12 protein-coding genes are annotated in these 13,568 nt (G+C 66.2%); 7 read left to right on the top strand and 5 right to left on the bottom strand.

The annotated features are described in order from the left end of the window. Window positions 1–22: 22 nt before the first annotated feature. Together ACQR0U_RS15790 and ACQR0U_RS15785 are read right to left on the bottom strand one after the other, a co-directional pair. Window positions 23–649 (bottom strand): transglutaminase-like cysteine peptidase, encoded by a 627-nt coding sequence (locus ACQR0U_RS15790; RefSeq protein WP_315714679.1) that lies wholly within the window; start codon window positions 647–649, stop codon window positions 23–25. Window positions 650–981: 332 nt separating this feature from the next. Continuing rightward, window positions 982–1,596 carry a PilZ domain-containing protein gene (locus tag ACQR0U_RS15785; protein ID WP_315714678.1) on the bottom strand — a complete coding sequence of 205 codons (615 nt, stop codon included), beginning with the start codon at window positions 1,594–1,596 and terminating at the stop codon, window positions 982–984. A 183-nt stretch (window positions 1,597–1,779) separates the two neighbouring features. Here ACQR0U_RS15785 and ACQR0U_RS15780 point away from each other — a divergent pair, with 183 nt between their 5' ends. Continuing rightward, window positions 1,780–2,766 carry an MBL fold metallo-hydrolase gene (locus ACQR0U_RS15780; RefSeq protein WP_316203810.1) on the top strand — a complete coding sequence of 329 codons (987 nt, stop codon included), beginning with the start codon at window positions 1,780–1,782 and terminating at the stop codon, window positions 2,764–2,766. Between the two features lie 205 nt (window positions 2,767–2,971). On the opposite strand, the gene ACQR0U_RS15775 is transcribed toward ACQR0U_RS15780, so the two are convergent. Beyond that, window positions 2,972–3,529 carry a PAS domain-containing protein gene (locus ACQR0U_RS15775; RefSeq protein WP_315826219.1) on the bottom strand — a complete coding sequence of 186 codons (558 nt, stop codon included), beginning with the start codon at window positions 3,527–3,529 and terminating at the stop codon, window positions 2,972–2,974. 522 nt (window positions 3,530–4,051) lie between these two features. On the opposite strand from ACQR0U_RS15775, the gene ACQR0U_RS15770 reads away from it, so the two are divergent. After that, entirely contained in the window at window positions 4,052–4,849 is a 798-nt protein-coding gene (locus tag ACQR0U_RS15770) for a rhomboid family intramembrane serine protease (RefSeq protein ID WP_315714976.1), read from the top strand. A 275-nt stretch (window positions 4,850–5,124) separates the two neighbouring features. Further along, window positions 5,125–5,553: a CBS domain-containing protein gene (locus tag ACQR0U_RS15765; RefSeq protein WP_315714675.1), complete on the top strand. Its 429-nt coding sequence runs from the start codon at window positions 5,125–5,127 to the stop codon at window positions 5,551–5,553. Here ACQR0U_RS15765 and ACQR0U_RS15760 read toward each other — a convergent pair. Next, window positions 5,540–6,559 carry a patatin-like phospholipase family protein gene (locus tag ACQR0U_RS15760; RefSeq protein ID WP_315714674.1) on the bottom strand — a complete coding sequence of 340 codons (1,020 nt, stop codon included), beginning with the start codon at window positions 6,557–6,559 and terminating at the stop codon, window positions 5,540–5,542. The genes ACQR0U_RS15765 and ACQR0U_RS15760 overlap by 14 nt on opposite strands. A 240-nt stretch (window positions 6,560–6,799) precedes the next feature. Between ACQR0U_RS15760 and ACQR0U_RS15755 the strand changes: the two genes are divergently transcribed. The 3 genes from ACQR0U_RS15755 to ACQR0U_RS15745 all read left to right on the top strand — a co-directional run bounded on the left by ACQR0U_RS15755 (window position 6,800) and on the right by ACQR0U_RS15745 (window position 11,523). Continuing rightward, window positions 6,800–7,876: a hypothetical protein gene (locus ACQR0U_RS15755; protein ID WP_315714673.1), complete on the top strand. Its 1,077-nt coding sequence runs from the start codon at window positions 6,800–6,802 to the stop codon at window positions 7,874–7,876. Between the two features lie 81 nt (window positions 7,877–7,957). Continuing rightward, window positions 7,958–8,128, top strand: a complete 171-nt coding sequence (locus ACQR0U_RS15750; RefSeq protein ID WP_316170248.1) for an RNA polymerase sigma factor region1.1 domain-containing protein — start codon at window positions 7,958–7,960, stop codon at window positions 8,126–8,128. Between the two features lie 920 nt (window positions 8,129–9,048). Further along, window positions 9,049–11,523 carry a putative bifunctional diguanylate cyclase/phosphodiesterase gene (locus ACQR0U_RS15745; protein WP_316202883.1) on the top strand — a complete coding sequence of 825 codons (2,475 nt, stop codon included), beginning with the start codon at window positions 9,049–9,051 and terminating at the stop codon, window positions 11,521–11,523. A gap of 238 nt (window positions 11,524–11,761) precedes the next feature. Here ACQR0U_RS15745 and ACQR0U_RS15740 read toward each other — a convergent pair whose 3' ends face one another. Beyond that, the gene (locus tag ACQR0U_RS15740) at window positions 11,762–12,325 is read right to left on the bottom strand and encodes a nitroreductase family protein (RefSeq protein WP_316164494.1); all 564 of its coding nucleotides are present in this window, start codon (window positions 12,323–12,325) and stop codon (window positions 11,762–11,764) included. Between the two features lie 286 nt (window positions 12,326–12,611). On the opposite strand from ACQR0U_RS15740, the gene ACQR0U_RS15735 reads away from it, so the two are divergent. Next, complete coding sequence (locus tag ACQR0U_RS15735; RefSeq protein ID WP_409998608.1) at window positions 12,612–13,514, top strand: hypothetical protein; 903 nt, start codon at window positions 12,612–12,614, stop codon at window positions 13,512–13,514. Window positions 13,515–13,568 lie beyond the last annotated feature (54 nt).

The raw sequence follows: 13,568 nt of genomic DNA, 5'->3' as shown, positions 1-13,568 counted from the left end.
CTGATCAGCGCTTGCGGACGCCTTAGCGTTCTCTGGCGCTGGCGGTGGCCACTGCCGGGCGGCCGTCGCCGAGCGAGACCCAGACGTTGGGGTCGCTCTGCGACTGCCGCTTGACGAAGCGGTAGCCGGTCTCGGTCCAGGCGACGACGCTCTCGTTCTGATTGTCGAGCACGTACTCGCCCTTGTCGGTCTTCACGGTGAGGACGGCGTGTCCTTCACCCTTCTTGTCGCGCACCACCGTGATCAGCAGCGCCTCGCGGGGCCAGCCGGCATCGATCAGCAGCTTGCGCTTCAGCAGCACGTAATCCTCGCAGTCGCCGTAGCCGTCCGTCGGCAGCGACCATTTCTCGACCACGCCCCAATGGTCCATGTCGGTGATGGGTTTGACGTTCTCGTTGACCCAGCGATTGACCTTTAGCAGATCGCGCCAGGCGGTCTGGGACAGCACGATGTCGCGGGGCTGCGACGCGCCGCCGCGGCATTCCTCGGGCGCCTCGGTGCAGAACTCGACCCAGCCGATCGGCGCCCGTGCGGTGTCGCCCAGGCTCGCATAGAGCACCCGGTCATCACCGGCATGCGCCATCCCGCCCATCGCCATCAGGAAGGCTGCGACCGCCCACCCCGTTGCCTGTCCCGTCCGCTTGACCATTTTGGCCCCCGTTTTCGTTGGGACCATGTGTCTCACAAAGATTTTTCGCTGCCGCTAAATCGCCACGATGGATTTGACACAAATCCAAGTAAAACAAAGGGCTTATTCGACTTTCACTTGAATCGAATCTAGCTAAAATTTGAATCATTCGCGGTTGAATCGAATGCGCTGCATTAAGCCGGGAACCACTGCCGTTGCAGGGTCCCCTGCGCTTTTCCCGTCAACTATTAACTGCGCCGGATCACCTGTGCGCTGGCCGAACGCCACACGGCGCCCGTGGTGGCGGACGCCGTGTGCTCCGTGAAGTTGCGGGATTTCAGAGGCTTGCGGCTTTACCGCGCGGTAACGCTGTCTTCGAGCGTTTCGGCGAGCTGGGCGTGCGTGAACTCGATCGCGAAGCCGCCTTCGAGATTTCGCACCACGCGCGCCTGGACGCGGCCGAGCATGACCTGCGATTTCAGCGGCGGCCTGGTCTCGGCCGCAATCGCCGCGCCCGACAGCGACATGTCGATGATGCGGCAGGTCATCTTGGTGCCGTCCTCGAGCGTCAGCACCGCGATCGGGTTGCGCGGAATGATACGGTCGTGGCGGCGATCCTCCGGCAGATTGAGGATGTCGCGGTTGGCGAGCCAGGTCAGCTGCGCGGCGAGCTTGTCGCGCTTGCGCGCGGTGGCGCCGATCGTCATGGCGAAGCCATTGTCGATGATGCGGGTGATCTTGCCCTCGACGCGGCCGATATGGTCGAGATAGGCGATCACGCGGTCGCCGACATTGCCGATGCCGGGCGCGAGCAGCGCCAGCCCGCCCGGCGACATGTTGATCACCTGGCAGGGAAACTCGCGCCGGTCGGGCAGCATGTAGCGGCCGAGCAGGTGGACCTTGACCCGCTGGAAACGGCGGCGCTCCTCGGCGGCCGGAAGAGAGAGTTTTTTGTTCGGCAACGCCATGTTTCGCCACTCAAAGCCGGCTCTTAGCGTGCCGGATGATCCAGTGTTGAAACTAAGTCCTTCACGGTTAATTCAGCGTTACGTTGTGCTCCTGCAGCACTCTGCCGCGGGCCATGACGAGCTGATAGAATGGGCAGGCGCGACATCGCGCCAATGACGCCAACGGAGATGGGAGAGACGTTCATGCGGAGCTTGTTGGGAGCCGTCGTGGCGGTCGTGGTCTGCGTGGTGGCTGGATCGCCGCCGGCCGCGGCAGCCGAGATGAAGGTGACCCTGCTCGGGACAGGCACTCCGACGCCGCGGCTGTCGAGCTTCAGCGCCTCGACCCTGATCGAGGCCGGGCCTGAGCGGCTGCTGTTCGACCTCGGACGCGGCTCCACGATCCGCCTGTTCCAGAAGAGCATCCCGCTCGGCAGCATCACCGCGCATTTCCTCACCCATCTGCATTCCGATCACGTGGTGGGACTGCCCGACATGTGGCTGAGCGGCTGGATCGGCACGCCCTGGGCCTCGCGCAAGGGGCCGATGGTCGTGTTCGGACCGAAGGGGACAGTGGCGATGACGGAGAATCTCACCAAGGCCTTCTCCGAGGACATCCGCATCCGCATCGATGACGAGCACTATCCGCCGGAAGGCGTCGCCTTCGCCGCGGCCGACATCGGGCCCGGCGTCGTCTACGAGCGCAACGGCGTCAGGGTGAGCGCCATCGAGGTCAATCACGGCGAGAAGATCAAGCCGGCGCTCGGCTATGTCGTCGAATTCGACGGCAAGAAGGTCGTGCTGTCCGGCGACACCAAGCCCGATCCGCGGGTGGAGAAGGCGGCGGAGGGCGCCGATCTTCTGATCCACGAGGTGGCGGTGATCGATCCCGAACTGATCAAGACCTATCCGAACTATCGTGCGATCGAGGACCATCACACCTCGCCGGAGGAGGCCGGCAGGATCTTCACCGAGGCGAAGCCGAAGCTGGCGGTCTACTCGCACATCGTGTTCGCCACCGTGAAGCCGGTCCAGGACGTGCCCGAAGAGGCGCTGATCGCGCGCACGCGGACGAGCTATCAGGGCCCGCTCGTGGTCGGGCGCGATCTCACGTCGTTCGTCATCTCGGATCAGGTCGCCGCGTTTGCTCCCGACGGCAGTCCGATCACGCCGCTGACCGGCTCACATTGAGGAGGCGGGACGGCAGCCCAGATCCCGTAGCCCGCATGAGCGCAGCGACATGCGGGGACGTCTGTCCGCCGGCGATTCACCGTCGGCGTGCGACAGCTTCGACGCGGGCACGCGATGTAAGGATGGTCTGTCCCGGATGTCGCTTTCGCCTGCGCCCTTCGGGCTCCGGCTGGCGCTCATCCGGGCCACGAGATCGGCGCTGCACTCAGCGCAGTCCCTCATACACCATCAGGCCGCGGGCGAGCGCGAGCTTGCGCAACGCGCGCGGCACGATCGGTCCGGCGGGCGGATGGATGTAGCGCCATGACACCATCTCCAGCGGACCGAGCGCGCCTTGCGGCGTCTCGAACGGGGCGAGCAGGCCGGTCAGGCTGATCGGCTCATGCGCGCGGGCGGCGAACGGCAGCAGCAGCAGTTCGAAATGCGCGGTCGTGCGATCCGGCGCCTGCGCCGTCACGCCGGCGATCGCCGGCAGCGTCTCTTCGCAGACCACCGCGGTGATCTCCTCGATCTCGCGGCGGCTGGCGGGCGCGAACTGCGCCGGAAAGCTCCTGTCCTTGACGTCGCCGCCGAGCAGGGCGCACAGCCGCGTGCCCGCCATGCGGAACGGAAAGCCGCTGTCGGCATCGCAGGACAAGACGAAGATGTCGCCGAGCAGCTCGCGCACGGCCGACGGCTCGAAGTCGCAGCGCTCCGGCGCTTTGGCATGGCCGCGCCTGTCGTTCCAATAGGCGAAGAGCTCGCGATTGGACGGATGTTTCATCTCGGTGATCCCTCGCGCCCTCGACGTCACGGAGGACATTGCTGTCCCGCTTTCGTCCAGGCGCCTCCCTGGTTTGTTTTCGCAGGAGGGGTGGTGCAGCGTCCATGCCGATGGTGCGATCGTGCCGGCTTTCCCCCGGCCTTCCGCGCGTTAAGGTTAAATTAACGATGAGCTTGGCGGCCGCCGAGCGATCGTTAACAATGCGTTCATCAGATCGCGGCCGGAAGGTGGAAGGTCCGCCGCGATACGGTGAGTTACACGCAGGCGGCGTCAAACAAGTCTGGTCGTCGCGACGGGGCGGGGTGGGGAAAACGACCCCGGGCGCTCCGGACGCGGCAAAGGCCGGCAAGTCTCGGAGGGAGGGTTTTCTCAGAACCCTCCCTCTTTCTTTTGGCGGATCGGCTGTCCTTTCGCCTCCGCAGCCCGGGGCTGCACATCAACTCTGCCGCCATGCGCTTGCACAGGCCGGCCAAAGCCGCCTATCTGACGGATCTGTTCCTCTCGTCGAAGGCGTGCGTTCCGTTGGATTCCCCCTCGTCAGACCTCACGCAGGATCCGCCGCTCCAGCAGGCGCGGGAGCCGATCCTCAATCTGCCGGGCGCACTGACCGCCTACATCCTGCTGATCGCGGTGATCCATCTGCGTGTGCTGCTGCCGGACGAGTGGAACGGCTGGATCATCGACCTGTTCGCCTTCGTCCCGAAACGATACGACCAGACCCTGATGGACGGGGCGTTTCCCGGCGGCACGCCGGCCAAGATCTGGACCTTTTTCAGCTACTCGCTGCTGCACGCCAATCTGGCGCATATCGGTTTCAACGTGCTTTGGCTGCTGCCGTTCGGCAGCGCGCTCGCGCGCCGCTTCGGGGCGGTCCGGTTCTATCTGTTCATGGCGGTGACGGCGGCGGCCGGTGCGCTGGCGCATCTGCTCACGCACGAGCACGCGCTGGCGCCGATGATCGGCGCCTCGGCCTCGGTGTCCGGCACCATGGCGGCGGCGATGCGCTTTGCCTTCGTGAGCGGCAGCTTCCTGTCGTTCACCCGCGGCGATGCCGAGGCGGCGGCCAGGGTTCCGGCGCTGTCGCTGACGCGTGCGCTGCGCAATCCGCGGGTGCTCGGCTTTCTGGCAGTGTGGTTCGGCGTCAACATCGTGTTCGGCATTGGCGGCATCACGCCCGGCGCCGAGGGCGCCGACGTCGCCTGGCAGGCTCATATCGGCGGATTCATCGCCGGACTGATCCTGTTTGCGCTGTTCGATCCCACCCCGCATGTGCGTGACGATGCTGCGCCTGCGTTGCCATCCGACGTGGTCGACCGTTAGGTGCCGCGATCCTGCGCTTGCGAGCGCAGGTGATTTCATTCATCATTTGCGTCCACTGCAACCGGGGCACGATTCCGGATGAACGAAAGCAGGCGATTTGTGCCGCGCAGGCCAGCTTGCGGAGTGCAATGCAACCAAAGCGCGATCAGAAGGATTGGATCCGTTGCATTGCCAGACTGTTGATTGAAGACTCGCTTGACTGACGATCGCTGGAAGCATCGGCCGCAACGACGCCTCGCTCAAGAAGGCACACCGGCCCCTCAAGGAGACGAGCAATGACAGTACGTGCGATCCTCGACACCAAGGGCCATCAGGTCGAGAGCGTCGAGTCCCAGACTACACTCGCCGAAGCCGCCAAGCGGCTCGCCGACCGCAAGATCGGCGCGGTGCTGGTGATGTCGGGTTCCCGGATGGAGGGCATCCTCTCGGAGCGCGACATCGTCCGCGCGCTCGGCGAGCGCGGCGCCGCCGCGCTGACCGAGCCGGTGTCGAACGTGATGACGCGGCGGGTGGTGAGCTGCAAGCCTGCGGATACCGTCGCCTCGATCATGGAAATGATGACCAACGGCAAGTTCCGCCATCTGCCGGTGATCGAGGGCGGCGTCGTGGCCGGCCTGATCTCGATCGGCGACGTCGTGAAGTGGCGCGTCCAGGAATACGAGGCCGAGCAGGAAGCACTGCGCCAGTACATCAAGACGGCGTAGTCGCTCCGCCGCCGGTCGGCGTCACCGCGCCGATCGCTTCCTGGATGGAATCCAGCGCACGTTCGGCCGCCCTGGTGCCGAACGCGATGAGGTCGGCCGCGCGATGAAAGTCGAACCAGCCGATCTGGCCGACGCGCGGCGAGATCAGAAGGTCCGGCGGATCGCCCGCGAGGCGCGCGCGGGTGATGCGGTCCTGCATGATGTTGAAGGCGTCGACCATCACCGACGAGATGCCCGGCCGGCCGCCCTCGCCGAAGAACTGCCGCTTCACCGCGCGCTCCGGCGAGAACAGCCTGCGGAAGCGCCGCTTCGGCGGCGCGCTCTCCATCACTGTCTCCGGCACCTCGACCGGCTGGCCATGCGAGTAGATCGTCGTCGAATGCGTGAACACGTCGCTCGACAGGTTGGCGGCGATCACGATCTCGGCGCCGAGCGCGCGCGCCGCCGACACCGGCACCGGATTGACCATGGCGCCGTCGACCAGCCAGCGGTCGCCGATCAGGACCGGCGCGAAGATGCCGGGCAGGGCGTAGGAGGCGCGCATCGCGTCGACGAGGCTGCCATGGGTCAGCCAGATCTCGTGCCCGGTGCGGATCTCGGTCGCCACGGTCGCCACCTTCATCGGCAGCTCCTCGATGGTGACGCGGCCGAGCGAGGCTTCGAGTTGGGCGGCGAGCTTCTCGCCGCCGATCAGGCCGGAGCCGTTGAGGCGGATGTCGAGATAGCCGAGGATGTTGCGCATCTGCAGGCTGCGCGCCCATTCCTCCAGCGTATCGAGCTGGCCGGCCGCATAGGCGCCGCCGACCACGGCGCCGATCGAGGTGCCGACCACGACATCGGGCACGATGCCGTGCGCCATCAGGGTCCGGATCACGCCGATATGGGCAAAACCGCGCGCCGCGCCGCCGCCAAGCGCAAGGCCGATGACCGGCTTGCGGATCGTGCCGAGACCGACATCGGAACCTTCGGTTCCGTTCGCACGGCGTCCTTTCAGAATGTCCAGCACCGAGATCTCCACGCCTACGCAAACTGTGTGCAACGAGTCGGCAACGGACTCATGACGCATGACAGCCTAGCACCAGCCTACCAGAAGCATCCTTTATGCCGGGTCGACGGGAGCGCCGGATGCCGCTGATTTGAACTCTCCGCCGGAGAATGCGACCAAGTCGCGCGCTGCTTACGGGGTTCCTCCGGGACAGTTGAGTAGAGGCTTGAATTTGCCGCGTTTTTGTTCAAAAGCAAGACGATGACGACAGGTCGCGGGTTCACCAGATTCCGGCGCAGCGGGCGGCTATGGCTTGTGCTCGCCTTGTCGTGGCCGCTGACCGGGCTCGTGACGCCGCCGGCCGCGGCGCAACTGTTCAGCGACCGGCCACCGCCGATTCCGCCGGCTTCGGTGCCCGATCCCGGGGCGGCGGTGAGCCTGGCGCCACCCTCCGGCCCCGCCGCCGGTCCCATTCCGCCGCCGGCCCCGCAGGTGCTGCCGGGACCGCCCGTCGCCGCGATCCCACCCGGCGCGCCGGCTGCGATCCCGCCGGTTGCTGCTCCACCCGCCGCGGCTCCCAATCAGGGCGTGCTGTCGCTGTCGGCGCGGTTCGGAAAGGACCTGCCGAACATCAATGGCGGTCTGGTCTGGCGCGTGTTCGCCGACCGGCCGGACGAATCCGGCGCCTTCAAGATGCTGCGCGAGGATCGCGGCCCGACGCCGAACATCGTGCTGCCGCCCGGCACCTATGTCGTGCATGTCGCGCTCGGCCTCGTCAGCGCGGTCAGGTCGGTGAACCTGAAGACGGAGACCGATCGCGAATCTTTCGTGCTGCCGGCCGGGGGCCTGCGCCTCGAGGGCAGGGTCGGCACCAGCAAGATCCCGCAGAACCAGATCTCGTTTGCCATCTACAAGGGCAGCCAGTTCGACGGCCGCGAGCGGGCGCCGCTGGTGCCGAACGTCGCCGCCGGCGACATGCTGATGCTGCCGGAGGGCACCTATTACATCGTCTCCAACTATGGCGACGCCAACTCGGTGGTGCGCTCCGACATCCGCGTCCAGGCTGGCAAGCTCACCGACGTCACGGTGACGCACCGCGCCGCGGTCATCACCTTGAAGCTCGTCTCCGACAAGGGCGGCGAGGCGCTCGCCAACACCGCCTGGTCGGTCATCAACCCCGGCGGCGACGTGATCAAGGAATCGATCGGCGCCTTCCCCAAGGTCGTGCTGTCCGAAGGCGACTACCGCGCCATCGCCAAGAACGAAGGCAAGGTGTTCGAGCGCTCCTTCAGCGTCGTCAACGGCGTCGACGGCGAGGTCGAGGTGCTCGCGCGCTGAGCGGCTCGCACGCGAAATGGCCCCGCAGAAGGACACCGACTCTCCCCGCTATCTATGAGAGCCAGTCTCCGGGAGAGCCGCATGCAGATATCCCACATCATCCGCCAGGCCATCGAGATCGGCGAGCGCAAGGGCTGGATCACGTTCGACGAGCTGAACGCACTTTGCCCGGGTAACACAGTCGAACCCGAGGACATCGAGCGGATCATGCGGGCGCTCAGCGACGCAGGCATCCGTCTCGAGGAGGACTGATGCAAGAACAGCGTTTTTGGCAGGAGCGCGCCTGACCACGGGTGTCGTCCCGGCGAACGCCGGACCCATACCGCGGATGCTATCGGGGGACGTCGCTGTCAGTGGTCCGCATCACCGCGGCCGGTGGCTATGGGTCCGGCTCAAGGCCGGGACGACAGCGGTGATTGTCGAAGCAGTGGTGCGCGACACGACTCGCTAAGTCGTGCACATCTGCCCGTCGGGTTACTTTGTCGCAGTTATTAGTTCTTGTGTCGTCGGGCAAATCAGGCGGATCTTTCCGCGCATCCCGCCTCGAGATGAGGGGCGTATCGCGGTCGTCACGAGACGCGAGGCGGGGAGCGGTGGGCGTGGTGGATTGCAGCGCGGGTTGCCCGCGCCGACGAACAATTCGCCACGCACGGTCAAGTCGCGCGGTCCTGATATCCCGATGCTGATGTCAACTCACGTTGAGGCTTCGCTTCGCGTGGGGATGGTGGCCAGAAAGCCCGGCGCACCAGGGAGAACGCGAAGCAGCCGTTCAGCCATCGCGCAGGGAGGGCCGGGTTTCCGGCTGACCTGTGGTACCTGCCGCCTGCATTTTTTTCGCAGGCGGGCCACGGGCCTCAGTCGAGGTCCGGCTCTCCCTGCGCCCTCTGTTCGAAGGGGGCGGTTCGATTAGCAAAACTCGGGCAGATATTGTCGCGAGATCGCAGGTTCACGTCCGCATCTATGCCGTATCCGTATCGACCTCGCCGTTGCGACATCGGCGACGAACGTGAAGCGATGCTGTCATAGTCGCTAATGCGCGATAACCATGGAACCACTTAAAACTGTCACAATCGCTGCGCGCGAGGCGCGAAGCCAATGCATTTACAGCTCGTTAAAGCCGTGTCTGCTTCAGATACCGTCGGGACCGACAGGGTGGCGATTGAGTGGGAATGATGCGTGCCGCGACGACCAAGGCGTTGACGACGATCAGCAGCGATCTGTTTGACGACATTCCGGTGCTCAGGCGCAAATGGCAGGCGGCATTGAAGCCGGGCCAGCGCCTGCCGCGCTACGAGGACGTCATGCTGGGCAGCCTCGGCCGTCTCGCCGATCATATCGCGGTGCTCAACAACGAGGACGGTGGCCTCCAGATTTCGCGCAGCGGCCGCTACGTCCAGCAATGGCTGCAGGACGAGCGCTGGGACGTCGCGGTCGAAGCCGTGTCGCCGGATTGCGCCACCGTGCTGGTGGAGGCGGCCAATTGCGCGCTCGTTAGCGGCCAGCCCTATCTCGCTCATGCGCATTGCGTCCGCGACGGCATGGTCCGCAGTTATGACGTGCTGGCGCTGCCGACCAACTCGCGGTGGGGCAGTACGCTGGTCGGGACCTACGTCAACGAGCGCGACGCGCAATATAATCTGCTCGATGCGATCTTCTCGACGACGGACGACGGCGTGGTCTCGCTCGCGACCATCCGCGACAGCGTCGGCATGCCCTGCGATTTCCAGGTGGTTCATCACAATCGCGCGGCGGCCGACCTGCTCAGGCTGCCGTCGGCGACGCTGCAATGGCATCGGCTGAAGCAGGGCGGCAACATGCTGTGCACGCCCGAGGTGATGGCGCGGCTGTTCGACGTCGTCACGCACGGGCGGAGCGACCAGTTCGAGCTCGACAGCGAGGCGCGCAGTCTCAGGCTCGGCGCCCACGCCTTTGGCGACATCATTTCATTGACCATTGCCGACGTGACCGCGCTGAAGCGGCGCGAGGCCTCGTTCCGGCTGCTGTTCGACGCCAACCCGGTGCCGATGTGCATCCTCGATGCGAAGACCGCGCAGATCCTCAATGTCAACGATGCGATGGTCGGGCACTATGGCTACGGCCGGGCGGATCTGCTGTGCATGAATGTCTGGGATCTCTGGCCGCCGGGCGAATGGGAAAGCCTCGATGACGCGCTGCTGCGGCTGGCCGACGGTGATCTGTTTCACCGCGACTGGCGCCATCGCAAGGCCGATGGCAGCGAGATCGAGGTGCTGACCTACGGCCGCGAGATCACCTTCGATGGCCGCGACGGCGTGCTGGTCGCGATCGTCGACATCACCGAGCGTCGTCGCGCCGAGGCGCGCATCGCCTACATGGCGCACCACGACGGGCTGACCGGCCTGCCGAACCGCGAATTCTTCCAGCAGCGCCTCGCGCAGGAGCTCGACGGCGCCGGGGCGGCCGACCGCCGCATCGCGGTGATGTGCATCGACCTCGATCTGTTCAAGACCGTCAACGACTCCTTCGGTCATCCGATGGGCGACCGGCTGCTGCAGGCGGTCGCGGGCCGCCTGACACAGCAGATGCATGGCGGCAAGCTGGCGGCGCGGCTGGGCGGCGACGAGTTCGCGGTGATCATCAGTCAGAGCTGCGGCGCCAGCGACGCCAGCGAGTGTGCCGCCCGCCTGATCGCGGCGCTCAGCGCGCCCTATGACATCGACGGCAACGAGCTCGTGATCGGTGCCTCCATCGGCATCGCGCTGTCGCCGGGCGACGGCGCGAGCTGCGAGGAGCTGATGAAGAACGCCGACATGGCGCTGTACCGCGCCAAACAGGACGGCGGCCGCGTGCATCGGTTCTTCGAAAAGGAGATGGACCGCCAGGCGCAGAAGCGCCGCGACATGGAGCACGATCTGCGCCGTGCCTTCGCCCAGGGCGAGTTCGAGCTGCACTACCAGCCGCTGGTCGACGTCGCGACCGGCGCGATCTCCGCATTCGAATGCCTGCTGCGCTGGCGTCATCCCGACAAGGGCATGATCTCGCCCGCCGATTTCATTCCCGTGGCCGAGGACATCGGCCTGATCGTGCCGCTCGGCGAGTGGGTTCTGCGCGAGGCCTGTCACGAGGCGGCGCGATGGCCCGACGGCATCAAGGTCGCGGTGAATCTCTCTGCGGTGCAGTTCCGCAGCCGCAACCTCGTGCAGGTCGTGGTCCAGGCGCTGGCGCAGTCGGCGCTGGCGCCGGAGCGGCTCGAGCTGGAGATCACCGAGTCTATCCTGCTGGCCGAGACCGAGGCCAATCTGGCGACGCTGCATCAGCTTCGCCAGCTCGGCATCCGCATCTCGATGGACGATTTCGGCACCGGCTATTCCAGCCTGAGCTATCTGCGCAGCTTCCCGTTCGACAAGATCAAGATCGACCGCTCCTTCGTGAAGGATCTCGCGCAGCGCTCCGACTGCCTCGCCATCGTCCGCGCCATCTCCGGCCTCGGCAAGAGCCTCAACATCATCACCACCGCCGAGGGTGTCGAGACATCGGATCAGCTCGAGTGGCTGCGCGCCGAGGGCTGCAACCAGGTCCAGGGCTTTCTGTTCAGCGCGGCCAAGCCGGCCTCGGAGATCGCGGGCCTGCTGGCGCAGTTCGGCGCGAGATCATCGCAGGCGGCGTGAGGATTAGAGGGAAGCGTACGGAATGTTGCACGCGGCTTCGGAGTGCCAATTAGTTGGGGGCTGAGGCATCTCCGCGCGTCATTGCGAGCGCAGCGAAGCAATCCGGACGGCTTCCGCGGAGGAATCCTGGATTGTTTGCGCTCGCAATGTTGGGCGGATGGAGCGTGGCGCGGCAATGAGCCGAGCGATCGCCGGGCGTCTGCTCCTGAAGGTCGCGCCGGTCCCGCGCGTGCCTTCGTCAGAACCGCGTCACGATGTCCGCGAGCGCCGGACGCGGCCGGTCCTCGCTCGGCTTGGCCGGCTTGCCGATGTGAATGAGCCCGGCGAGCTTCTCCTCCGTCTTGAGGCCGAGACCGTCCATCACGTCGCGGTCGAACATGAACCAGCCAGACAGCCAGCAGCCGCCATAGCCGAGTGCGGTGGCCGCGGTCAGGATGTTCATCGCGCTCGCGCCGGCGGAGAGCTCCTGCTCATAGGCCGGCACCTTGGGATGCGGCCGGGTGAAGCTGACGAGGCCGATCACCAGCGGCGCCTCCATGAGGCGATTCTTCTCGACCTCCAGCTCGGCGGCGCTCGCCTGCGGGTTCTTCCTGGCGAACACGGCCGCGATGACCTCGCCGGCGCGGCGGCGGCCGTCGCCCTCGAACACGATGAAGCGCCATGGCGCAAGCTTGCCGTGGTCTGGCACGCGGGCGCCGATGGTCAGAATGGTGTCGAGCTCGGCGGGCGAGGGGCCGGGGCCGCTCATCTCGCGCGGCTTCACGGAGCGGCGGGTCTTCAGCAGTTCAATCGCGTCGGTCACGTCGGTGGGTCTCGTTCGTTGCACGCGCGACAGATAGCATGGGCCTCCGCCTGCAACGAGACCACGGCACGGCGTTTTGATCGGTTCTACTGCACCCGGCGCTGCAGCCTTTGCGGGTTTCGGCGAAGACTTCGCGCGGGACGACGCGGATCGGGGCATATCCGATGCGGCCATCTGTCCTAAGCACGATATTCCCAGCGAATTGTCGAACCTTGGGCGGGCCGGTAAAAACATAGTGCTAAGAGATCCGCCGGGAGTTGCCTCGAGTGCAAGATCTGACGTGCCGATGACCGCACTGATTCCGTCACCTGACGCCGTCGCGCGGCTGCGCGGGACGGCTGGTTTCGCACGGGCGATGCGGGCGTCGACGGCATCGGCGATCAGGCTGTATCGGGGCGATCGCATCCTCAATGCGCTGCTGAGCGACCGGGCGCGGGCGCTGTTTCCGCACGTCGCGCTGTATCTGCATTTTGCCGAGGAGCGCGACGGCGAGCTCGGTCTCACCGTCGGCGCCATGAAGGAGATGTGTGCCAGGCTCGACCTGTGCAGCGGCGGCCGCTGCGAGGCCATGCTGGCGCTGATGCGGGCGACCGGGCTGGTGGCGTCGGCCTCGAATCTGGACCGCCGGCGGCGGCCGCTGGTCCCGACCGACAAGCTGATCGCGCTGCATCGCGAGCGCTGGGGCGTACAGTTCGACGCCATGAGCGCGGTGCTGCCGGCCGCCGTGGGTTACCGGGCTGCGTTGAACGATCCGGCCTTCGTGAAGAGCTTCGTGCTCGAGCTCGGCCGTCGTTTCATCGCCGGCGTCCGGATCCTCGACGGAGCGCCGGAGCTCGAGCCGTTTGCCGAACGGACCGCGGGCATGGTGATCCTGTTCAGCCTGGCCCAAGGCGCCGGGCCGGACCAGCCATTCCCGCCCGACGGCCCCGTGCCGTTCTCAATCAACGGTCTGGCGACCCGCTTTTCGGTGTCGCGCAAGCACGTGCTGACGCTGCTGCGAGACGCAGAGGAGAAGCGCCTGCTCATCCGCAGCACCGACGCCATCACCATTCTGCCGCTGGGGCGCGAGGCGATCGAGCGGATGCTCGCGACGATGTTTCTCTACATGGCCGAATGCGCCGACGTGGCGCTGCAGGCCGCGGGTCGAGACAGAGGTTCGGCGGATGCTGTCGCCAGTCTGTCGGCGTAGCCGCGTAGCCCGGATGAGCGCGCGCCGGAGCCCGTCAGGGCGACGGCGGGAGCG

Source organism: Bradyrhizobium sp. HKCCYLRH3097 (genome assembly GCF_051167875.1).
GTDB lineage: Bacteria > Pseudomonadota > Alphaproteobacteria > Rhizobiales > Xanthobacteraceae > Bradyrhizobium.
The sequence above is the reverse complement of the archived record's forward strand: the minus strand, read 5'-3'. Positions and strand labels throughout refer to the sequence as shown.